Raw genomic sequence first — 23,536 nt, 5'->3', positions numbered from 1 at the left:
GCTCATTCCTCTTTGAAGGCCGCAAGCAAGCGTTCGCGCAGGGGTTTCATCAGGTAATTCATCAAGGTCCGTTCGCCCGTCACCACCGTGACATCGGCGAGCATGCCGGGGCGCACCAACAGCCCGGCGCTCTGCAACGAAGCGACGGTGTCGGCGGGAATCTCGACCTTGGCCGAGAAATACGGCTGGTGTGTCTGCTCATTGATCAACTGGTCCGCCGACACCGTGGTCACCGTGCCGATGACGGTCGGTGTATCCACCCGTTGCAGCGCGGTGAAATGCACATGCACCGGCAAGCCCGGGCGCAATTTGTTGGCCATCAGCGGCTCGAAACGCGCGGTGATCGCCATCGGCGCGTCCAGCGGCACCACCTGCATCAGGGTTTGTCCGGCCTGCGCGACACCGCCCACGGTATGAATGCTCACGTCCATGACCTGCCCGGCCACAGGCGCACGGATCGCCCCGTTGTCGACTTCGAACTGCAGCGCTCGAATCTGATCGGCATAGCCGGCCGCTTCGGCAGACACTTCGCTGAGTTGGGTTTCGGCGTCGCGGCGGAACTCCTGCTGCGCCTGCAAGGCCTTGAGCCGGCTTTCGTTGATCGCCTGGCGAGTCCTGCCGATATCGCCCACGCCGGAAGCGATCTGCCCCGCCAATTGAGCCGCATTGCGCTCGGCTTCGAACAGCTTGTTGCGCGGAACGTAGCCTTCACGGGCCAGATCACGCAGCCCCTCAAGCTCCTGTTGCTGGAAGCGCATCTGCGCGTCGTAGTTACGCTTGACGCCTTCATAGCCAAGCAACTGCTGCTGCAACGCCACAGCTTCGTGCTCGATGATCTGCAAGCGGCTGCCCAGCTCCGCACGGCGGGTCAGGAACAACTGGCTCTGCAAGGCCATGGCCGCCTTGACCCGCGGCTCGTCGGCGTGCGCCAGCAGCTCGGCCGGCCACTGGATCTCGGCACTGCCCAGGCGCTCGGCAATCAACCGCGCCTCGACGCTGCGGTCGTTGAGCAACTTGCCCAAGGTCACGTCCAGCTGCGACTGCGCCTGCACGGTATTGAGCTGCACCAGCAACTGCCCCTGGGCGACACGATCGCCATCGCTGACCAGCAGCTTTTCCACCACTCCGCCGACCAATGACTGCACCGCCTTGCGCTCACCCGCCACCACCACGGTGCCGCTGCCGACGACACCCTGGTCGAGCGGCGCCAGGCAGGCCCAGAGCAGCGCCCCGCCCAGCGCCAGGACCAGGAAAACCACGCCATAGCGGGCGGCACCGCCAGCGTCGGTGCTGGCGGTGGGCAGCGTATGGGCACCGAGTACGCTCAGCCCCTGCTCGCTGTACGCTTGTGTACCTGGAGTCAGATCACGCATCGCCGCCAGCCTCCCTTACCGCGGTCGGCCTGGGCGCTGGCATCAAAGCCTTGAGCACCCGGTCCCGTGGGCCGAATGCGTGTTGGGTGCCGTCCTTGAGCACCAGGATGTGATCGACCACCGCCAGCACATTCGGCCGGTGAGTAATCAGCACCACCGTACTGCCAGCGGCCTTGAGGGCGTTGATGGCCTGCAGCAACGCCAACTCACCGGCTTCATCGAGATTGGAATTGGGCTCGTCGAGCACGATCAGCGTCGGATGGCCATACAGCGCACGGGCCAGCCCGAGGCGTTGTTTCTGGCCACCGGACAAACCAAGCCCGCCGGGCCCCAACGGCGTGTCGTAACCCTTGGGAAACCTCAGGATCATCTCGTGGATACCGGCGTGACGACTGGCGGCGATGATTTTGTCGGCATCCTGCTCGCCGAAACGGGCAATGTTGTCGGCCACGCTGCCGTCGAACAGCTCGATGTCCTGTGGCAGATAGCCCAGGTGTGGGCCCAAGGCGTCATGGGACCATTGGCTGATCTCGGCATCGTCCAGCCGCACCGATCCGCCCATGGCCGGCCATACCCCGACCAATGCCCTGGCCAGGGTCGATTTACCACTGGCGCTGGCGCCGACAATAGCCAGCACATCACCTTTGGCCAGGCTGAAATTGATCCCCCGCAGGATCGGCTGTGTGGCCCCGGGCGGGCCGACATACACCTGCTCCAGGCGCACCGCGCCGCTGGGCGGGGGCAAGGGCATGCGCAGGCGATCACGCGGATGCTGGGTCAGTAGTTGGCTCAGGCGCTGGTAGCTCTGGCGCCCGGAGTTGAACTGTTTCCACGAACCGATGGCGATTTCCACCGGTGCCAAGGCCCGCCCCAGCAGCAGCGACATCGCAATCATCATGCCCGCTGACAGCTGGCCTTCGAGCACCAGCAACGCCCCAAGCCCCAGGGCCAGCGACTGCCCGGAGATGCGCACGAAACGGGTCGTCGAGGTGATACGGGCACTGCGGTCGCTGGCGTGGGCCTGGGCGGCAATGATGCGTTGTTGCAGCAAGCTCCAGCGCTGGCGCAACGGCCCGAGCATGCCCAGCGCCTGGATGACCTCGGCATTGTGCAGCGTGCTGTTCACATAGATCGACGACTGCACGCCCAGTCGATTGGCCTCCCCCAGGCGCGCCCGGGTCGCCAGCTCGCCCCACAGCGCCAGGCCGATCAGCACCAAGGCGAGCACCAGGGTCAGCACCCCGAACCACGGATGAAAGATGAACGCCACCAGCAAGAAGATCGGCAACCACGGCGCGTCGAGCAAGGCGATCAAGCCCTGCCCGGTGATCAACTGCCGCAGCGTCGCCAGGTCGCTGAGCACCTGCGCGGGGTTGGCGTTGTGCTCACGCAGGCTGCGGGCGAAAGCGGCGTCGAAAATCCGCTCGCCCAAGGCATCGTCCAGCCCCGCGCTCATGCGAATCATCACCTGGCCGCGCACCCACTCGATCAGGGCGCTGAACATGAACAGGCCCAGGGCGATCAAGGTAAGCATGAACAAGGTGGTTTCGTTGCGGCTGGTCAGTACCCGATCGTAAACCTGCATCATGTAGAGCGAGGGCACCAACACCAGCAGGTTGATCACGCCACTGAACAGCGCCAGCGAACCGAACACCCGACGATAGCTGAGCAGAGCCGCATCAATGTCATGGCGTGGATCGAGTAGAAAACCCATAGGAAATCAGCCTGCAAGAGAAATAGTCGGTCCAGGACGCAATCCATCGCAAGGCTTTTTCCCGAAGGTGCTCGAGAAAAACTCAATTTAGCTGACGTGCCGCTGACAGGGGCGATCCTCGTCCCTACAAGCGCCAATTACTGACAACGCAACGGCGGGTTAGTGCCGGTTCGCGGGGCTTGGCGTGCAAGTGGGTGACAGGCGGAAGTGCCGCGCTTGAAGACGACGGCTTTTGCGTCTGCAACGGGCTTTTTAGGCGGGTTTGTTGGCGCCAGTAACGTGACGCCAACCGGGCAAAACGAAACGGTTCAACCGAGGGAAGCAGCCCTCTGCGGCTGAGGCGAATGGCGCGACGTCACCAGTCCGATCAAGGAAATGACCAGGGCCAGGCCGAGGGTGGTACTCACCTCGCTGCGGTGCTCAGGCGTCACCATCATGACGGCCAGGGCTGCCGAGATGAATACAATGACCAGCCAGGTGAGCCAGGGAAACAACCACATGCGCAAGGGCAGCTCCACATTCTGGCGCGCGAGCATCCGCCGCATGCGCAACTGGGATACCGCAATCACCAGATACACCAGCAAGGCGATGGCGCCGGAACTGGCGAGCAGGAACTGGAACAATCCCGCAGGCATGAAGAAGCTGAATAACGTGACACCCAATCCCAGCACGGTACTGGCGACCACTGCGGCCCTTGGCACGCCGACCGACGAAGTCACTTCCACCGCCTTCGGTGCATCGCCACGTCGGCCCAGCGAGTACAACATGCGCGAGGCAATATAGATCGAGGAGTTCATGCAACTGGCCACGGCGATCAACACCACCACATCCACCATGAATTTGGCGTGGGGGATGTTCATCAGCTCCAGGGCCCGCTGATAGGAACCCACTGAAGCCAGCAGCGGATCGTTCCAGGGCACCACTGAAATGACCACGAAGATCGACAGCAGGTAGAACACGCCGATGCGCCAGATCACCGAGCGCGTAGCCTTGGCGATGTTCTGTGCGGGGTTGCTGGATTCGGCCGCGGCAATGGTCACCGCCTCCGTGCCGATGAAGCTGAACATGATGGTGATGAAGGCCCCCACCACCGCCGACAGGCCATTGGGAGCAAACCCGCCATGCGCCTCCATCAATCGACTCAGGCCACTGGCCTCACGCTCGGGAATCCAGCCCATCAACACGGCGAACCCCAGGGAAATGAAACCGATGATCGCCACGACCTTGGCCATCGCGAACCAGAATTCGAACTCCCCATACTTGGACACACTGAACAGATTCGTCACCGCCAAGGCAATGATCGACACCGAGGCGAACAGCCAGGCATCGATGGCGGGAAACCATTGGTTCAGCACATGACCGGCGGCAAGCGCCTCGATGGGGATCACCAGCACCCAGAACCACCAGTAGAGCCAACCGATGGTGAAACCGGCCCAGCGGCCGATGGCCTGGTCGGCATAGGTGGAAAATGAGCCGGTGTCCGGGTTGGCAACCGCCATCTCGCCCAGCATGCGCATGACCAGCACCACCAACAGGCCGGAGAAAAGATAGGCCAGCATGACGGCCGGCCCAGCGGCTGCGATGGCATGGCCCGAGCCAACGAATAGACCTGCGCCAATAATCCCGGCAATGGACAGCATGGTGACGTGACGAGGCTTGAAGCCCTGTGCCAAATGGCCGTTCGAATCCTTGAAACTGGGGCTGGTCATTTTCTTGTTCTCTTGATGGTCGACATTTGAGGCGCGCGGAGGAACGGTCGGTGCTTCTGGTTTTCGCCCCCTCCTGAAAGCGACACATCGAGATGTTTGATCCACCCCTCACGAACTTGCGCACTGCGGTGAAAAGTTGGGCCACGTTACCCGCCTTCCCTGCCGAGTTAGTTACCTGTACACGCCGCCTCTGTGCCTGATCTCGCCAGATCGGGCATGGCCTCTTGCCCAGTTTGGTGCGTCTGCCCTGGGCCAAAAACGCGCGCACCCAATCGGTCATTGGCGAAATGAATGCTTTAAGGATTACTCAGTTAAGTATTTTGCAGAGGAAATGAGCGGTTATTCCGATCTGGCGTTTTGCTCAGCGGCCTGGCCCGGCGCCTAATGACTCAGCCATTCGAACCAGGTCAGCAAAGGATTTGGCGTGCATTTTTTTCATCGCATGGGCGCGATGGATTTTCACCGTGATTTCGCTCAGGTTCATCTGCCCGGCAATCTGCTTGTTCATCAGGCCTTTGGCGGCGAGGGCCATCACCTCTTTTTCACGGACCGTCAGTGTTTCGTAGCGGGTATGCAGGTCCGAAAGCTGACGCTCGACGGCCCGGCGCTTGACGTCAGCCTCAAGCGCCGCTGACACCGCGTCCAACAAGTCCTGTTCACGGAAGGGTTTGGCCAGGAAATCCACGGCGCCGGCCTTCATGGCCTTGACCGACATTTCGATGTCGCCATGGCCGGTGATGAAAATGATCGGGATGGTGGAGTTCGACCCCGCCAGCTGACGTTGGAAGTCCAGGCCACTGCTACCTTGGAGTCGTACATCCAGCACCAGGCAGCTGGCGCCTTCGGTCTTGGGTTGGCGAAGAAAGTCCGCAGTGGACGCGAACGTCTCGACGCGCATCCCGACCGAGCGCAAAAGATTGCTTAATGCATCGCGCATTGAGGCATCGTCATCCACCACGAACACTATTGAATCCTTGCTGCCCGGCTCATTGGATGGGGGATTGCCGTTCATGCACGATCCTCTTGGGGGATGGACGAAAAAAGTGTAGCACAGCGCTTTTGCTGGAAAAGTGCGCAAGCAACGACCCGACCGATCAAGCACACGCTATGCAATAAGCTGGGGTTCCAAGGCTGAAATCAGCGCAAGAAGATAACGCGGGCGATGCAAGTACGCGTTGATTTGAGCGCTGTAGCTTTCGCCGGTGGTGCACCAACTGCAAAAGTGCTCGCAGTTATTGGAGAAGATTCTGTATTGCTCTTCGCCCAACCTGGAACGCGCCCGATTGGCGACTTCTTCGGCGCAATATTCAAATTGCCCATCAACGATCCACACGGGCTTGCCGTTGGCGAAGTGTTCGAGATCGGTGACTTCAATAGGACCTGACTTGAGAGCGCCGCTGAACCCCGAATAGTGCGCAACTTCTGCGCCGCCGAGGTAGATGCCGTGGTGCAGGTAGAACCTGCGTGGACTGACCAGGTGCGCCCCTACAGGCACGCCGCCTGGGGCTTGCTCGAGGTTGACCAGTTTCAATGAAACATCCAGCAAGCCCTTCGGCAATTTGCCCCAGTGACGGGGTTCAACAGGTCGCTGGTTTTGGGGCATTGGTGCGCTCAAGCGATAGAAGACACTCGTGGTCATGAGTGCCAGGCAAATAAGCGCAATGCAACGCAGGGATGAAAATTTATCCACTGCAACGGCGGTTAGATTATTCATGAGAGAAACTCCGCAACCCTTGAAGAGACTGTATCGCCGGGGTTGCAGGGTTTCATTTGTACATGGGACTGATTTAAGTGACCCGTTGATATACGGGTCTTAAACCTAAGTATTAATCAAGCAGGTGTCGTTGAACTCAATGCGGCGATGGGCAGCGTGAATTGAACAGTGGCACCGCGAGGTGGATTGGTGCGGGCCATCAAACAGCCGCCATGGGATTCGATGATCGAGCGACAGATCGATAAGCCCAACCCCAGGCCTGCGGGTTTAGTGGTGTAGAACGAAGTGAAGACCAGATCGGTACTGTCCGAGGTGAACCCCGGCCCCGTGTCACTGACACTCACGACCACGCAACCCGCAACATCCAGTGTCGAGCAGATGAGCAATTGCCGTTCGCTTTCGCTGACACCGCTCATTGCCTCGAGCGCATTCATGATCAGGTTGAGCAACACCTGTTGCAGCTCTACGCGGTCACCTTCGATGGAGGGCAAGTCGTCCATCAGTTGCGTCTGTATCGAGGCACCGCTCTTGCTGATCTGGCCACGGGTGAAGTCGATCATTTCGCCAATCGCCGCATTGATGTCTACCAGCCCCTTCTGCGGTGGCGCCTTGCGGATATGCCCACGGATGCGGCCCAGCACGTCCGCCGCTCGATTGGCATCGAAGATGAGACGGCCCAGGACCTGCCGGACCTCTTCGATCTCGGGCGGTTGGGCGTTCAACCAGCGTAATGCGGCATCGGCGTTGAGGATGGCCGCCGCAATCGGCTGGTTGACTTCGTGGGCAATCGACGCCACCAACTGTCCCATGGTCGCGACGCGGTTGGCGTGGGCCAGTTCGGTTTGCACCTCGCGATAACGTCGCTCGCTTTCACGGATTTTTTCCTCCGCCTGCCTGCGCTCGGTCAGGTCCAGTACAAAGGCCACCCCTTCCCTGCTACTGGCCTCGAACATCGCCAAACCGACGATGACCGGCAGGCGACTGCCGTCCTTGCGCACATACTCCTTCTCGAAAGGCCGGGCATGCCCGGTCAACAGAGCCTGGGCGAATGAACGGTCGCTGAGTTCAAGAAACTGCGGGGCCGTCAGCTCTCTCCAGCGCAGGCGACCCGAGGCGAGATCTGCTTGCTCGTAGCCCACCATGCGCAGAAAGGCCTCGTTGGCCTCGATGATCTCACCGTCGGCATTCCAGAAGATAATCCCAATGATGTTGGCGTCCACCAGACGCCGGATCCTCGCTTCGCGCTCAGCCACCTCACGATACAAACGGGCATTTTCCAGCGAGATGGCTGCCCGAGAGGCCACCAGCTTCAACACGGCGATCCGGGTTGGACTGAACACGCAGGCGGCAAGGTTGTTTTCCAGATAGAGCACGCCGACGAGCTTGGCCTGGTTCATCAACGGCACGCAGAGGATCGAACGGGCGCGGTGTTGACGGATATAAGGGTCTGCGGCAAACGGCGACGCACTCACGGCATCGTCAAGAAAAACGCTCTCCCGGGTGCGCAGGACCTGGTGAAAAATCGACTCCGGTAACAGGGCCGCGCTCACCGGGACATTGTGCAATTGCGTTGCGTTGTCGCCGGTGGTCACCTGCGCCACAACCCGATACTCACCAGCGTCCGGGAGAATCAACAGCCCGCGTTCGGCGCCGGCCTGTTCGATCGCCGTGCCCATCACCATATCGATCAGCTTCTCCAGGACAATTTCTCCCGACACCGCCTGGGAGACTTTGAGTACCGTGGCGAGATCCAGGTGTTCGACCGGTGTTGCCATCGTTGTCGTCGGGCCGAGTGCAGGCTCCTCGGCCCTCAGCGATGGATACTTGTTCTCCAGTTGCCGCACCTTGCCCTCGGCGCCCCAACGTTGGTAACCGTAACGGGCATCCTGCAAATAGACCCGGGCGATTTTCCCAAAGCCCCGCGCCGCGTAGAAGCGTGACGCGAGTTCGTTGGCAAGCGCCTCGATGTGTACAAAGCCACTCTCTTGCGCGGTATCGATCGCCTGTTCGTAAAGCAATTCGGCGTCGATCACGCGTCCTTCAACCCGAGCGATTTCAGCAGCGACCAGCGCGGCACGGCTGGCGAAGTTTTCCGGACACTGCTGTGCCCAGGTCTGGAGCCACTGCTGGTCGGCAACGATCGCGGGCAAGTGCTGCCCATGCTCGTCCACCGGGATGCTATCGCAGTGGGCGGCCCGAGCCAGGGCAGCATAGAAATGAAACTCGGCTTCTTCGAAAAACAAGTGGGAAGTCCAGAGCAGCCGCTGCGCCTGTGCGGCGGCTTCCAGCGCCGCCTGAGGCTCGTCGACCATGTAGCGGGCCTGCAATTTGCGGATCCAGTACCAGCATTCAGCCAATGCCAGATCCGGGTTGCTGGACAAGTGAGCTTCGGTGCCCGCCTCGCCGGACTCGCCGTCGTCGAGGTTGCCAAAGCTTGGCGTCAAGCCCCGGAGCATCCGGATCAGCCCCCGTTGCGTGGCGATAAAATCAACCACCAGGCCAAAGCGTACGTTTCTGGCATACGCCAGGCCCCGCTCGGCTTCATCTTGCACCTCGGACAACGGGGCACCGGCGAAGAGAGAATCGGAAGTAAGGCTGTTGCCGGCATAGGCACCATACGGCAGGTCGCCGATCTGGTTCGCCGCGACAAACGAACGGCGCAACAAGTCACGGCATTGCCCCACCGGTTTCATCCAGCGCACGGCAAAATTCGAGAAGCAAAGATACGTGCTCGCCTCGAATCGCTTCAGGCCCCGCCGATCAACGAGTTCACAGCCGAGCTGACCGAAGCGCAACCCCACCTGATAATCACCAAACCGTCGCCCGACAACCCTGAAGACGTTGGCGTAGAGCACACAGGAAGCATCGCAGTTACCCTGCTCGAGGCTCAGGGTAACCGCCTTGCAAATCAACAGGCACGTCAGGTTCGCATCGGTCTGCAAGGCTGGCGGGAACAGCTTGCTCAAGGCGTTGACGGTCACCAGGGACGTCGCGTCCTCCATCAACGGCAAGTCGATAAGCTCCTCGATTGCCCGGTCCCCCAGCAGCGCCCCGATACGGTCGTACTCCTGGCGCACTTGATCGTCGCTCGGATGGGCCGACCACTCGATCCCCACGTGTCGCAGGTAGGCAAGGCAGACCGCGACCGCGCCGTCGCTGCGATCCAGGAGCAGATAGACATCCATTAACAGGCAGGCGACGCTGGCGCGTTCGATCACCGTCTCGGCGCGATGCGACAACGCCGTCAAGCGCTCGTCCGCGACAGCGAGCTGTCCGGTCAGAAACTCGCATTCGGCCCGGTTCAACGCCAGCGCAAACATCAGTTCATGCCGATGCACCCAGCAGTCGTCGTCCAACAACTGTGCCCCAGTGGAGAGGTAGTTCAGCGCCGAAGCATAGGCCGTCGACGCCTTGGCCCGTTGGCCCGCCATCAGGTTGAATTCCGCCAATTGCTCCCGCTCAGCCGGGTCGGTGAGCAGGCTGGCGCCGCGATTGAGCTGGCCGACGATTTCAAAAATCGCCTCCTCCCACACCTGCGGGGATGTCTGCGCGGCCAGCAGCCGGCCGATTCGCAGGTGGGCCTCGGCGCGCGAATCCTTGGGGATCAGTGAATAGGCGGCTTCATGAATACGGTCGTGAACAAAACCATAGGCGCCGTCCCGCCGCTCCACCAGCTCCTGGCGGATCGCCTCCCACAGCACCGTGCGAACCTGCGTCCTGGGAATGCCCAGGACGGTGGAAAGCGCCTTGAGCCCGGCGACGTTCCCCAGGCAGGCAAGCTGCTGCAACGCCTGCTGCGTCTCGGCCGGCAGGCGGATCAACTTGCCGACCATCAGGTCCACGACGTTATCGGTGTAGCCCTTGGCATGGATGCGGTCAGGGTCCCACCACCACTGCCGCGCGTCATGATCGAAGGTCAACAATTGCTCATCGGCCAACGCCTGCAGAAACTGGATCACGAAGAATGGGTTGCCGGCGGTTTTATCCAGCACCAACTGCGCCAGGGGCTCGATGCGCTTGAACTCGTCACGGAGCGCCTCGCAGATCAACTGCTCGATATGCACTTTGGCGAGCGGCGCCAGCGTGATCTCATCGACCTTGCCCCCCGCGTTCCGAATGGCCTGCAGCTTGCCGGTCAAAGGGTGCGTGACATCCACCTCGTTGCTGCGGTAGGCACCCACCAGCATCAAGTGCTGGACATCCGAACTGGTCAGCAGATCCTCCAACAGGTCGAGCGTTGCCGCGTCGAGCCACTGCAGGTCGTCGAGAAACAGCGCCAACGGATGTTCTTCCCGGGCAAACACCCCGATAAACCGGCGGAACACCAGCAGAAAGCGGTGCTGTTCCTGCTGGGGCGCGAGCGCCGGCACCGGTGGCGGTTCGCCGATGATGAGCTTCAATTCGGGAATGAGGTCGGTCATCAGCCGCGCATTGGCGTCCAGTGCCTCCTGCAACGCGTCACGCCAGCTCGCCAGCTCTGTGTCGCTCTTGCCCAGCAGCGTGCGCACCAGGCTCTGGAATGCTTGCACCAGGGTCGAGTAAGGGATATCGCGCCGATACTGATCGAACTTGCCGCTGGCGAAGAGGCCCCGCGGCGGGACCAATACCTTGTGCAGTTCATTGACCACCGAGGATTTGCCTATGCCGGAATAGCCGGTGACCAGCACCAGTTCCGGCGCGCCGCTGTTAACGATCCGAGAGAACGCAGCGACCAGGGTCTCGACCTCACGCTCGCGCCCATAGAGTTTCTCGGGGATCAGCAGCCGGTCGGAGGTGCCGTGCTCACCCAGCGCAAAGGCATCGATGCGTTGCTGTTGCCGCCAGTCCACAATGCAGCGCCGCAGATCATGCTCGACACTCGCGGCCGTCTGGTAGCGCTCCTCGGCGGTCTTGGCGAGCAGCTTCATGACAATGTCAGAAAGTACCTTTGGAATGGTTTCGATCCGTTCGCAGGGCGGCAAGGTCCTTTTGGCGATGTGGCAGTGCACCCACTCGATGGGGTCGGATGCCGTGAACGGCAACGAACCGGTCAACATCTGGTAGAGCGTGACGCCGAAGGAATAGAGGTCACTGCGTGAATCAATCGAACGATTCATCCTGCCGGTCTGCTCGGGAGCCATATAAGCGAGCGTACCGGCGAGGGTCTCGGGCGCCTGCCGCTCCCGTGGCAGCCGCGAGGCAAGACCGAACCCGGTCAGCCTGGCCTGCCCGTCGAGGCAGTTCACCAGGATATGACTGGGCTTGATGTCTTTATGCACGAGGCCGCGCTGGTGGAGCTTGCCCAGTGCCACGGCAATGCTGATGGCCAGACGCAAAAAAGTCGCCGTTTCCATGGGCGCAATCAGCAGCTGCACGAGCGGCGTGCCGCCTGGATCCTCCAGCACCAACTGCATCTGGGCGCCTTCGCGGACCATCTCCAGCGGGCGCACCGACCAGGTTCCCTCCAGCTCGTCCTTCAGGCCAAACTCGTGGGCCAGACGGCCAAGGCAGCCGGGACGCGGTTGTTCGGCGGCGGGCCGTGCGACCAATACACTGCCATCGCCGTCTACACCCGAACGCAGTTCCCGAGAGAAGACACGTTCACCATCGTCCCATAAAATCTGCATGTGGTTATCCATCGGCACGGAAGCAATCTGTAGTTTGTATCTGCCGCACTTTGCCGTCGGGCTGGCGTCCAGTGTCACGTCGCAGTTGCCAATGTCGTCGCCATGGGGCGGCTTCCGTGGCTGCGCTGGATACCCGATCATGATGGGGCTCTGTCGGGATCCAGAACGGGTCGTGTTGCCGATGTCTAGATTAACCCCTCACGAAAGCCCTTCAAGTGATTTCATTGGCGAACGCCGAATTAACTCGCCACCGTTTTTTTGTATTGAGCCCGCGGGCAAACGGCTGGATCCAACACCGACCCTTTGGTCTTAGCGAGCTATACCTAGGTATACTTTTGCGGCCTATGAGACCGCGTATCTTGTAATGACGACAGGCGCTGCTGCGAGCGACCCGATATGCATGACACCCCGATGCGCAATACGACGACTATCGCCGTTGTCGACGATGACGAGTCCGTTCGCACAGCCCTGAAAAGCCTGCTACGGTCCAGCGGTTATCACGTTCGAACCTATTGCAGCGCCATGGACTTCCTCGACGCAAACGCCCCGGCGGATACGCACTGCCTGATTTCCGACATCCAGATGCCGGGGATGAGCGGCCTGGAGCTGCATGAGCAGCTCGGTGCCATGGGGTTTCAGATCCCCACCATATTCATCACCGCTTACCCGCACCTTGGCGCCAACACACCCAGGCTGGTTGCCTGCCTGCCCAAACCCTGTGAAACCGACCGGCTGTTGAACTGCATCGAAGCTGCCCTGCGCCAACGCCACTGAGATCGTTGCCCCACCATCTGCGCGCCCGACATACCTTGGTATGTATCCCCCTCCACTGACGTATGGTTTCACTGAACCGATGTAGAAGTGCGCCTGCAAGCCCCCCTCAATACCATGCACTTACAGCGAGCGAATCGCTGATTCATTGACCCCTGGCGTACGCTCGTCGAGCGACGCAGCCACCTTGCGGGGAACGGGCTATGTCGGCTTTCTTTGGGTTACCCCAGCGCATTTTGAACTTCATCGGCGTGATCCTCCTGGCCGGTTGTACCGTCGGTCCCGACTTCGTGAAACCTGAGAACGGGCTTGGCACCGTACAGCTGGCGCCCCGCCAAGAGCACGCAAGCGGCGTCCCGATGTCCGCCGCGGCGGTGCCAGCCCAATGGTGGACGCTGTTCAATGACGCCGTGCTCACCGGGCTGCAATCGCGCGCACTGGCGGGCAACCTGGACCTGCAGATGGCAGCCGAGCGTATCGAACAAAGCCGGGCGCAATTGGGCATTGCAGCTTCGCAGCTGCTGCCCAGCGTAGGGGCCAATGCCAGCTACACCCGTGAGGCCCTCAGCGAACATGGCAAGTTCGCTGCACTGGGTGCCCCGACCGGCCCCGAGAATTTCTGGCAACTGGGCTTCGATGCCAGCTGGGAAATCGATCTGTGGGGCCGTGCACAACGAGCCCGCGAAGGCGCTGCCGCGACACTGGAGGCCACGGTTTATGATCGCGAAGCCGCACGGGTGGCCCTGGCCGCCGAAGTAGCGCGGACCTATCTGCAATTGCGCGGAACCCAGGCGCAACTGGACATCACCCGGCAAAACCTGACGGTCGCACAGCGCACCCTCGGCCTGGCTGAAAGCCGCGAGCGTAATGGCGTCGCGACGCGCTTCGAAACCTCGTCCGCTCGGGCGCAGTTGGCCACAATCAAGGCCATGGTTCCCGAGTTGGACCAACGTCGCAACGCCCAGATGAATGCACTGGCTTTGCTGATGGGGGAACAGCCCCGCGCCCTCGATGGGCAACTGGGCAAGGCGCTGCCCCTGCCTTCCCTGCCCACCGGCGTTCCGGTGGGCGTCCCGTCCGAGCTGGCCCACAGGCGCCCCGACATCCTGCGCGCCGAGGCCCAGCTGCATGCCGCCACAGCCGCCATCGGTGTGGCCAAGGCTGATTTCTACCCACGCATCGGCCTGAAAGGACGAATCGGCGTGGAAGCCTTCGAAAGTGGCGATCTCGCCAGTTGGGACTCCCGGGTCTTCTCCATCGGCCCCACGGTTTACTTGCCGATCTTCCAGGGCGGACGTTTGATGCAGCGCCTGGCCCTGAACGAATCACGGCAAAGAACGGCAGCGCTCGCGTATCGCCAAACCGTCTTGCGAGCCTGGCATGAAGTGGACAATGCCCTGGACGCCTGGTCGGCTCAACAGCGTCAGCACGATGAACTGCTGGTTTCCTACGAACAGAACAAGCAGGCGTTGCACACCGCCGAGCGAGGTTATCAGCAAGGCGCCGCCGACTACCTGAGTGTACTGACGGCCCAACTCAACCTGCTTGCCAGCCAAACCAGCCTCAATGCCAGCGCGACCAACGCGACGCTCACCGTGGTCAATCTCTACAAGTCCCTGGGTGGCGGTTGGAATTCGGAGGCTGCCCAATGAACGGCATCGCATTGTTGCCAACAGCCGTCGCGGCCAGCGCAGCGCCCCCAGTTTCCTCCTCGAAACGGCCGCTGGTCGGCCTGGTTGGCATTTTTCTCGCGGCCATGATGGCGGGGTTGAATATCCGGGTCGGCGCATTGGCCCTGGCAGATGTGAGAGGCGCAATGGGCCTGGGCTTCGACGACGGCTCCTGGCTCACCACCGCATACAGCGCCGGCGAGCTGATTGCCATGCCCTTTTCCGCGTGGTTTGCCATCACCCTCTCGGTCCGTCGCCTCGAGTTGTGGATGCTCGGTACATGCACCCTGCTCGCCTTGATCCTGCCCTTCATCCACGACCTGGAGCTGTTGCTGACCTTGCGTTTTGTGCAAGGCATCGCCAGCGGCACCACGATCCCGTTGTTGATGATGGCGGCACTCAAATTCCTGCCGCCCCCCATACGGCTGTATGGCCTGGCGCTGTATGCCATGACTGCGACCTTCGCACCGAACCTGTCCATCTGGCTCGCCGGGCACTGGACGGACGGCTTGCAGGACTGGCGCTGGGTGTACTGGCAGATCATTCCCCTGACCTTCATCGCCGCCGGTTTGATCGCCTGGGGGCTGCCGAAGGAACCCATCCAGGCCCTACGCTTTCGGCAAGCCAATTGGTTTGGCATGGCCTGCGGTGTACCGGCATTCGGCCTGATGACCGTCGCACTGGATCAAGGCGTGCGCCTGGACTGGTTTCATTCGCCGTTGATCAGCTCTTCGTTGGTGGCTGGCCTGGCATTGCTGGCTGTCTACCTGTTGACGGAGTGGTACCACCCCTCGCCTTTCATCAAGTTGCAGATCCTCGGACGCCGCAACCTGGGGCTGGGCTGCACTCTGTTCTTCGCGCTGCTGGTGGTGCTGATGTCCAGCTCACTGTTACCGGCCAGCTATCTCGGCCCACTGCAGAACTATCGCGTCTTCCAGATGGCGCCGATCGGGCTGATCGTGGCGTTGCCGCAACTGATCCTGGGACCTCTTGTGGCGCTGTTGCTGTACCAGAAGTGGGTCGATGCGCGTGTCGTATTCGCGCTGGGGCTGTTCCTGATTGCCCTGGCATGCCTTTGCGGCGCGCAATTGACCAGCGACTGGAACCGCGACCAGTTCGTCATGGCGCAAACGCTGCAAGCCCTCGGACAGCCCATGGCGGTGGTCTCGATGTTGTTCCTGATCACCAGCGTGGTGCAGCCCCCCGAAGGGCCCTATGTGTCCGGCACGATCAACACGTTGCGCGCCTTCGGGTCGCTGGCCGGTGCTGCGGTGGTTGGCCAGCTCATGACCGTGCGGGGTCGCTTTCACGGAGAAATGTTGCTGGACCACGGGGCACTGGCAGACAACAGCCTGGCGTCTGTGCCTGGGCCAGCGCAATGGATGAGCATTATCGGCCAGCAGTCGCTGGTGCTGTCGATCGCCGATGCCTATCGCGTGCTGGGCCTGTTGGCGTTGCTGTTGATTCCTCTGGTGTTGCGTCTGACCTACATCCCCGCACCGGTCATGCAGGCAGCCTCATCACCTTCCTCCTCACACGGGTGACCATCATGGCATTACCGAAGAAAGCCCAGATCATCAGTGCCGTGCTGCTTGCCGCGGCCATCGGCGCTGTTCTGTATTTCAACCGTCCTGAATCCAGCGCCGCGATACAGTCTACGGACGATGCCTACGTCCACGCTGACTTCACCACAGTAGCGCCGCAGGTGTCGGGCACGGTCGAGAAGGTCTTGATCGAAGACAACCAACCGGTGAAGAAAGGCGACCTGCTGGCAACCATCGACGACCGTGATTTCGTTGCAGCCGTGAACGCGGCGAAAGCCCAGGTCGCCAGCGCCCGGGCCAGCATCGCCAGCCTGCAAGCGCACCTGATCCAACAGGAAACCGCCATACGCCAGGCCCAAGCAGCGGTAGCCGCAGACGAGGCGGCAGTCAAGCTGGCCAAAGCCAATCACGCGCGTTATCGCAATCTGGCCACCGACGGCTCGGGAACCGTGCAAGCGCAGCAGCAGGCCGAAGCGCAATTGAGCGTTCAACTGGCCAGCCAGGATAAGAGCCAGGCCGGTCTGCAGGCTGCCCGGCAACAAGTGGATATCCTCAAGGCCGACCTGGAAAAAGCCAAAGCGGCCCAGGCCCACGCGCAGGCGGTGCAAGCCATCGCCGAACTGAAACTATCCTATACCCGCATCACCGCACCGATCAGTGGCACGATCGGGCAGAAATCGGTACGCGTCGGTGCTTTCGTCAATGCTGGAAAACCCTTGCTGGCGATCGTTCCGCTGGACGCCGTCTACATCACCGCCAATTTCCGCGAGACGCAACTGGCGCGCGTAGAAACGGGACAAGTCGTCGATATCGAAGTGGATGCCTTGCCGGGCGAGGTGCTGGAAGGCACGGTACAAAGCCTGGGGCCGGCCAGTGGCGTCAGCTACTCCGCCGTGGCGCCGCACAATGCCACCGGCAACTTCACGAAGATCGTCCAGCGCTTGCCCGTGCGCATTCGCATCGACCCCGACCAGCCGGTGGCGGCGAAATTGCGCGTGGGCATGTCCGTCACGCCGCGTATTCGTATCGGTGGATAGTGCGCATATGCAGATGAAGCCCTAAGCAAATAACTTAAAGTTCTTTGTGATCTGTTTTTTAGATCATTTAGATTAAGTCTTAAGCCCAATGGCTCCGCGCGGTGATGCCATCAAGGAGCGTTGGCACTCACCATCAGTCACTGCACTCTCATTAACGGGCCACCGTCATGCAGCTCCTCACGCTTCCTCCCTCGCCCAGCCTGGCCACCTCGATTCGCGCCACGGCCCAGGTCTTTGAAGACCCTACTTCCCAGGCGCTGTTGGCGCATCTGCAACGAGTGGCGCCCAGCGATGCCAGTGTATTGATCATCGGCCAGACCGGGACAGGCAAAGAGCTGGTGGCCCGCCATGTGCACAACCTCAGCACTCGCCGCGACAAGCCGTTCGTTGCGGTCAACTGCGGGGCGTTTTCCGAAACACTGGTGGAAGCCGAGCTGTTCGGCCATGAAAAAGGCGCCTTCACCGGCGCATTGACGGCCAAGGCCGGCTGGTTCGAGGAGGCCGACGGTGGCACGCTGTTCCTGGATGAAATCGGTGATTTGCCGCTGCCGATCCAGGTCAAGTTGCTGCGGGTACTACAGGAACGTGAAGTGGTCCGCCTGGGCTCGCGCAAGAGCATCAAGATCAATGTGCGGGTACTGGCGGCCACCAACGTGCAGTTGGAAAAAGCCATCAACGCCGGACACTTTCGCGAAGATCTCTATTACCGCCTGAACGTAGTCAGCCTGGTCCTCAAACCCTTGCGCGAACGACCCGGCGACATCCTGCCGTTGATCCGCCATTTCATCGCCGAGTACAGCCGCCGGCTGGGTCACGGCGAGGTGACGCTGGACGCCCAGGCGCAGCGCAAACTGCTCGACTATTCCTGGCCGGGCAATATCCGCGAGCTGGAAAACGTCATTCACCACACACTGCTGATTTGCCGTAACAAAGTGATTGGCGAACAGGACCTGCACCTGTCGAATTTTCGCATCGAACGTCAGGACAACCCACAGGAATGCGTCCCACAAAACGCAGAGGCGTTGTTGCAAAAAGCCTTTGAAAAACTGCTCGAGCAGGAGCACGGCAACCTTCATGAGCAGGTCGAAGCAGCGCTACTGCGCGCCACCTACCGCTACGCCAATTGCAATCAAGTGCATACGGCCAGTCTGTTGGGCCTCAGTCGCAATGTGACGCGCACGCTGCTGATCCGGATTGGCGAGCTGGTGGTCAATCGACGGCGCCCGGCACTGGACACACGGGATGGCCGGGTGGTCAACCTGTCTACCTGAATTTCCCCGTGGCGAGGGAGCAAGCTACCTCGCCACAAAAGCAATTCGGCGGTGTGCTCGTTTATGGGCAGCGCTGCTCTTCAATCCCGGCAGCTTCCTGCCCCCTAGCCCGCGTCCCCAGATAAAAATCCTGGAGATCGCCGCGGGCTGCCAGTTGTTCGGCGCTGCCTTCACTGGCCACGCGACCGCTTTCCAATACATAGCCATAGTGGGCATGACGCAGGGCGATGTTGATGTTCTGTTCGGCGATCAAAAAGCTCACGCCATCGCGCTGGTTGAGTTGGCGGACGATCTCGAAGATTTCCTCGACGATCTGCGGCGCCAGGCCCATCGACGGCTCGTCGAGCAGCACCAGTTGTGGTTTGGCCATCAGCGCACGCCCGAGCGCGATCATCTGCTGTTCGCCGCCCGAGGTGTAGCCGGCCAGGCTCTTGCGCCGCAATTTCAGGCGCGGAAAATGCGCGTAGACCCACTCCAGGTCGGCCAGGAGCTGGCGCCGCGGAACCTGGCGCGCAAGGGCGCCGGCCAAGAGGTTTTCTTCCACGGTCAACTGGGCAAAGCAATGCCGGCCCTCCAGCACCTGCACCAATCCGTTTGCCGCCAGCGTGTGAGGCGCACTGTGGGTCACCTCCTTTCCCTGATACACAATCCGCCCCCGCACCACTTCGCCCCGTTCGGCGCGCACCAGGTTGGAGGCCGCCTTCAAGGTCGTGCTTTTGCCTGCGCCGTTGGCGCCCAGCAGCACCACGACTTGCCCTTTCACCACCTTCAGCGACACGCTGCGCACGGCCAGGATGGTTTGTTCGTAGAGCACTTCAATGTCGTCGATCTGCAGGATCGGCACTTGCGTGGTCATGCTTTTCGCCTCTTCAGGGAGCGACCGGACGCAAGCGTCCGGGTCGCTGCGATGCCTCAGGATTCCTTGCTGCAATCACGCGGGGTAATGCCTTTTTCCCGGGCGTACTGATGCGAAGAGGCTTCAATGATCGGCCGCAGCAAGGCACGGTCGGCCTGTACCCAGTCACTGATCAGCTTCCACCGGGTCCCGTCCCATTGCTGGAAGCGCACCGCACCACCGCCTTCATGGTCCGAGCACGACAACTGCAATGGCTGCACCAGGCCCAGCGCCCCCAGCTCCTTGAGTCGGGCGTCGTCGAGCTTGAGGTTCTCGAACCCCCAACGCACCTGCTCACCGGTCAGCGGCTGCTTGCCAAACTTCTGCTGGGCAATGCGCACGGCTTCAACGTTGAGGATGCCGTTGACCACGCCGAGGTTGTAATACACGGTGCCGAACCGCTTGGGATCGGCCAGGTCGCCATGACCGGCATCGACCACTTGCTGCTTGATGCCCTGCAGAACCGGGAAATCGGTGCCTGAAGGGTGGGTGGTGATGGCGATGAAGCCCTTGGCCGCAGCACCGGCCGGCGCCGCGTCGTCCTCGGAGTTGCTCCAGATATTGCCAATGATGTGATCGGCCGGAAAACCGACTTTCTGCGCGGTTTTCAGCGCCACCGGGTTCATCACGCCCCAGCCACGCAAGATCACCCAATCGGGTTTTTCCCGACGGATATTCAGCCATTGCGACTGTTGTTCATTGCCTGGATGCGGCACTTCCAGCAAGGTCAGCGTAAAGCCGTATTTGTCGGCCAGGGTCTGCAAGACCTCATTGGTTTCCTTGCCATAGGGCGAGCCGTGATACAGCGTGACGATCTTCAGGCCCTTGAGTTTGTCCAACCCGCCAGCCCGTTGGCCGATGTAATTGATGATCGCCGAGACCTCGGAATACGGGTTCAACTGCAACGGGAAAACGTAGGGAAACACACTGCCGTCGGTGGAATCCGTGCGACCATGGTTGATGGTGATCAGCGGCAGTTTGTCGGCCGTCGAACGCTCCAAAGTGGCATAGGCGATGCCCACCGACAGCGGGTTTGTCGCCGCCGCTGGGGCGCCGTTCAAGCCTTTCTTCAGGCGCTCGTAGCACTCGACGCCTTTTTCCACCACGTACTCGGTTTCGCACTCGCTCCAGGTCAGCTTGACGCCATTCACCCCGCCATTGGCGTTGACGTATTTGAGGTAGTCGATGAAGCCGCCGAAAAAACCGGTCCCGCCGGCCGCATATGGACCGACGCGATAGCTTTGCAGCGGGAAGTATTGTTCATTGTCCGCCTGGACGGTAAAGGCCGCGGCGGTGAGGCTCAGGGCCAGCGCCAGGCTGCTGGCGAATGATCGTTTGAACATCGGATTTTCCTTGTGATGAAGCCAGTGATAAGCCAACAAAATGGAGCTGAAAATCGCCTTGAGCGGTTCGCTCAATAGCGCAGCGGCCACAGCCGTGCGCGCTCGCGAAATCGCTGCCAGAGGCGTGCAAGGCCCTCTGGTTCCTTGATCAGGAACAGGATGATCAGGGCGCCGAATATCATCTTCTGCAGGTTCTCCACCTGGCCGGCGTCCACCAGCCCGCCGGGCAGCAGCGCCACCAGGTTGGAGAGCAACACCGGGAACAGCACGATGAAAGCCGCGCCGAGAAAGTTGCCCAACAGGCTGCCGAGGCCACCGATAATGATGATGAACAGGATCTGGAACGACCGGTTGAGATCGAAGCCATGGGGCTCCACGGTGCCCAGGTAGGCGAAGGCCCACAGGGCACCGGCCACCCCGAGGAAAAAGCCACTGATGGCGAAGGCCAGCAGCTTGGTTTTCGCCAGTGGGATGCCGATCACCGCTGCGGCGGTGTCCATGTCACGCACCGCCATCCAGTTGCGCCCCAGCTCGCTGCGCACCAGGTTCTTGCCCAGCCAGAACAGCGCCACCACGACCGTCAGGGTCAGCAGATAGCGGCCGGCCGGTGCGTCCAGGTTCACCCCGAACACGTCCAGGCGCGGCGCGGTGATCACGCCCGAGGCGCTGTTGTTGGAAAACCAGCTGAACCGGGTCAACGCCCAGGTCACGAAGAACTGCGCCGCCAGGGTCGAGACCAGTAGGTAAAAACCCTTGATCCGCAGGCTCGGCAGGCCGAACAGCACCGCCACCAGCGCCGCCGTCAGCCCGCCCAGGGCGATACTGAACAACAACGGCAAGCCGGCGACACGCAGTTCGAGGTTGTAGGTGGCAAAGGCCCCCACCGCCATGAACGCTGCGGAGCCGAGGGACAATTGCCCGGCATAGCCGGTCAGCAGGTTGAGCCCCAGCCCGGCCAAGGACAGCACCAGGAACGGAATCAGGATCGCGCTGAACCAATAGTCATTCCCCAGCCAGGGCACCACGACGAACGCAACCAGCAATAATACGGCGAGTCCGTGGCGATCCTGGCGCAAGGCAAAGACACGGCGATCCTCGGCGTAACGGGTGTTGAACTGACCTGCTTCTCGATAAAACATGTGGTTTCTCCCCTAGACTCGTTCGATGGCCCGCTCGCCGAACAGCCCCGCCGGACGCACCAGCAAGAACAGCAGCGCCAGCACATAGGGAAACCAGTTCTCGATACCACTGCCGATAAAGGGCCCGAGGTAAACCTCTGCAAGCTTCTCTGAAGCGCCAATGATCAACCCACCGACAATCGCCCCGCTGATGGAGGTAAAACCGCCGATGATCAACACCGGCAGGGCCTTGAGCACCACCAGCGAGAGCGAGAACTGCACACCCAGGCGAGCGCCCCAGAGCAAGCCGGCGACCAGCCCGACAAACCCCGCCACCGCCCACACCACCACCCAGACCCGCTGCAAGCGGATGCCCACGGCCAACGCCGCCAATGGGTCATCGGCCACCGCGCGCAACGCCAGCCCCAGCCGGGTCTTGTTGAACAGCCAGGACAACAGCAGCACCAACGCAGCAGCCGTCAGCGCGGCAAAAATGTCGAACTGCGACAACAACATCCCACCCAGCTCCAGCGGTTCATCACTGATGCCCAGCTCCAGGCCGTGCACCTGGGCGCCCCACAGCGCCTGGGCGAAACCTTCGATGACGTAGGAAAGCCCGAGGGTGGCCATGAACAGGGTGATCGGTGAGCGGTTGACCAACGGCCGCAGCACCACGCGCTCCACCGCCACCGCGATCAGCAGCATGGCCACCAGGCTGATGACAAACGCCAGCCAGAACGGCACACCGCGCTCCAGCAGGCTGACGAAGGTCAGTGCCGAGAACAGCACCATCGCACCCTGGGCGAAATTGAACACGCCGGAGGCCTTGTAGATCAGGACAAAACCGATCGCCACGAGGGCGTACATCACCCCCGCCAACAGTCCGCCAATCAATACTTCAAAGAAAAATTCCATGCCTGTTCCTGTTTTGCGGGCGCAACTTGCCTGCCCTCTCCAGACGGAGAAGCCTTCGAATGCCCAGGGTTAGTGGCGCGTGCCCAGATAGGCCGCAATGACCTCGGGGTTCTGTCGTACCTCTTCAGGCGATCCATCGCCGATCTTGCGGCCGTAATCGAGCACCACCACGTGGTCGCTGATGTCCATGACCACACCGATATCGTGCTCGATCAACACCACAGTGGTGCCCAGCTCTCGATTGATGTCGACGATGAAGCGGCTCATCTGCTGCTTCTCCTCGGCATTCATCCCGGCCATGGGCTCGTCCAGCAGCAACAGCCGAGGCTCTGCCGCCATGGCCCGGGCCAACTCCACCCGCTTCTGCAGGCCATAGGGCAACTTGCCGACCAAAGCGTCGCGCCAGGGCTGCAAGTGCAGGAACTCGATGACCCGCTCCGCCGCTTCGCGCTGGATGTCATCCTCGGCCCGGGCCCGACCGATGCGCAGGGCCTGTTCAAACCAGCTGCTGCGACGCTTGAGGTTGCGTCCGGTGAGCACGTTGTCGAGCACGCTCATGCCCTTGAACAAGGCGATGTTCTGGAACGTCCGGGCGATGCCGCGCACCGCCACATCGTGGGCGCGCATCCGGCGCCGATCTTGCCGGTCAAAACGGATGCGCCCGTCCTGGGCCTGGTACACACCGCTGATGACATTCAACAGCGAACTCTTGCCGGCACCGTTGGGGCCGATCAAGGCGCAGATCTCACCGCTGGCAACCCGAAAGCTGATGTCGGTAACCGCCTTGACGCCTTTGAATGACAGTGAAATATGCTCCAGCTCCAGCAAATGCGTGGCGGCCGTGTGTGTCATGGGT

Annotated in this window: 16 protein-coding genes; 5 read left to right on the top strand and 11 right to left on the bottom strand. The window is 61.4% G+C overall.

Translation table 11 applies throughout. The features are described 5' to 3' along the window. Positions 1-2: 2 nt before the first annotated feature. From J9870_RS13115 to J9870_RS13090, 6 genes are all read right to left on the bottom strand, one after another. Positions 3-1,373 carry an HlyD family type I secretion periplasmic adaptor subunit gene (locus J9870_RS13115; protein ID WP_210644648.1) on the bottom strand — a complete coding sequence of 457 codons (1,371 nt, stop codon included), beginning with the start codon at positions 1,371-1,373 and terminating at the stop codon, positions 3-5. Further along, on the bottom strand, positions 1,366-3,087 hold the full coding sequence (locus J9870_RS13110) for a type I secretion system permease/ATPase (protein WP_210644646.1): 1,722 nt from the start codon (positions 3,085-3,087) through the stop codon (positions 1,366-1,368). Before J9870_RS13110 ends, J9870_RS13115 begins: the two co-directional genes overlap by 8 nt. Before the next feature lie 308 nt (positions 3,088-3,395). Then, the gene (locus J9870_RS13105; RefSeq protein WP_210644644.1) at positions 3,396-4,796 is read right to left on the bottom strand and encodes an amino acid permease; all 1,401 of its coding nucleotides are present in this window, start codon (positions 4,794-4,796) and stop codon (positions 3,396-3,398) included. A gap of 361 nt (positions 4,797-5,157) precedes the next feature. Then, positions 5,158-5,808, bottom strand: coding sequence for a response regulator transcription factor (locus J9870_RS13100; RefSeq protein WP_210644643.1), 651 nt, complete (start codon positions 5,806-5,808; stop codon positions 5,158-5,160). 93 nt (positions 5,809-5,901) lie between these two features. After that, positions 5,902-6,510, bottom strand: coding sequence for a lecithin retinol acyltransferase family protein (locus J9870_RS13095; RefSeq protein WP_210644641.1), 609 nt, complete (start codon positions 6,508-6,510; stop codon positions 5,902-5,904). Between the two features lie 116 nt (positions 6,511-6,626). Beyond that, the gene (locus J9870_RS13090) at positions 6,627-12,116 is read right to left on the bottom strand and encodes a trifunctional serine/threonine-protein kinase/ATP-binding protein/sensor histidine kinase (RefSeq protein WP_210644639.1); all 5,490 of its coding nucleotides are present in this window, start codon (positions 12,114-12,116) and stop codon (positions 6,627-6,629) included. 396 nt (positions 12,117-12,512) lie between these two features. Here J9870_RS13090 and J9870_RS13085 point away from each other — a divergent pair, with 396 nt between their 5' ends. The 5 genes from J9870_RS13085 to J9870_RS13065 all read left to right on the top strand — a co-directional run bounded on the left by J9870_RS13085 (position 12,513) and on the right by J9870_RS13065 (position 18,409). Next, positions 12,513-12,890: a response regulator gene (locus tag J9870_RS13085; RefSeq protein WP_210644637.1), complete on the top strand. Its 378-nt coding sequence runs from the start codon at positions 12,513-12,515 to the stop codon at positions 12,888-12,890. 200 nt (positions 12,891-13,090) lie between these two features. Next, on the top strand, positions 13,091-14,539 hold the full coding sequence (locus J9870_RS13080; RefSeq protein WP_210644635.1) for an efflux transporter outer membrane subunit: 1,449 nt from the start codon (positions 13,091-13,093) through the stop codon (positions 14,537-14,539). Continuing rightward, the gene (locus J9870_RS13075) at positions 14,536-16,101 is read left to right on the top strand and encodes an MFS transporter (protein ID WP_246883116.1); all 1,566 of its coding nucleotides are present in this window, start codon (positions 14,536-14,538) and stop codon (positions 16,099-16,101) included. Before J9870_RS13080 ends, J9870_RS13075 begins: the two co-directional genes overlap by 4 nt. 5 nt (positions 16,102-16,106) lie before the next feature. Continuing rightward, positions 16,107-17,138, top strand: a complete 1,032-nt coding sequence (locus J9870_RS13070) for an HlyD family secretion protein (protein ID WP_210644633.1) — start codon at positions 16,107-16,109, stop codon at positions 17,136-17,138. 167 nt (positions 17,139-17,305) lie between these two features. After that, positions 17,306-18,409: a sigma-54 dependent transcriptional regulator gene (locus tag J9870_RS13065; protein WP_210644631.1), complete on the top strand. Its 1,104-nt coding sequence runs from the start codon at positions 17,306-17,308 to the stop codon at positions 18,407-18,409. Positions 18,410-18,470: 61 nt separating this feature from the next. Here the strand turns inward: J9870_RS13065 and J9870_RS13060 are convergent, their stop codons facing one another. The 5 genes from J9870_RS13060 to J9870_RS13040 form a co-directional block, all read right to left on the bottom strand. Next, entirely contained in the window at positions 18,471-19,265 is a 795-nt protein-coding gene (locus J9870_RS13060; RefSeq protein WP_210644629.1) for an ABC transporter ATP-binding protein, read from the bottom strand. A 56-nt stretch (positions 19,266-19,321) separates the two neighbouring features. Next, positions 19,322-20,647 carry an ABC transporter substrate-binding protein gene (locus J9870_RS13055; RefSeq protein ID WP_210644627.1) on the bottom strand — a complete coding sequence of 442 codons (1,326 nt, stop codon included), beginning with the start codon at positions 20,645-20,647 and terminating at the stop codon, positions 19,322-19,324. Between the two features lie 71 nt (positions 20,648-20,718). Further along, complete coding sequence (locus J9870_RS13050) at positions 20,719-21,786, bottom strand: branched-chain amino acid ABC transporter permease (RefSeq protein ID WP_210644625.1); 1,068 nt, start codon at positions 21,784-21,786, stop codon at positions 20,719-20,721. A 12-nt stretch (positions 21,787-21,798) separates the two neighbouring features. Beyond that, positions 21,799-22,680: a branched-chain amino acid ABC transporter permease gene (locus tag J9870_RS13045; protein ID WP_210644623.1), complete on the bottom strand. Its 882-nt coding sequence runs from the start codon at positions 22,678-22,680 to the stop codon at positions 21,799-21,801. 69 nt (positions 22,681-22,749) lie between these two features. Further along, positions 22,750-23,532, bottom strand: a complete 783-nt coding sequence (locus J9870_RS13040; RefSeq protein WP_210644621.1) for an ABC transporter ATP-binding protein — start codon at positions 23,530-23,532, stop codon at positions 22,750-22,752. Positions 23,533-23,536: the final 4 nt, after the last annotated feature.

This window comes from Pseudomonas sp. Tri1 (assembly GCF_017968885.1).
Taxonomy (GTDB): domain Bacteria; phylum Pseudomonadota; class Gammaproteobacteria; order Pseudomonadales; family Pseudomonadaceae; genus Aquipseudomonas.
This window is presented reverse-complemented; position numbering and strand designations above follow the sequence as displayed.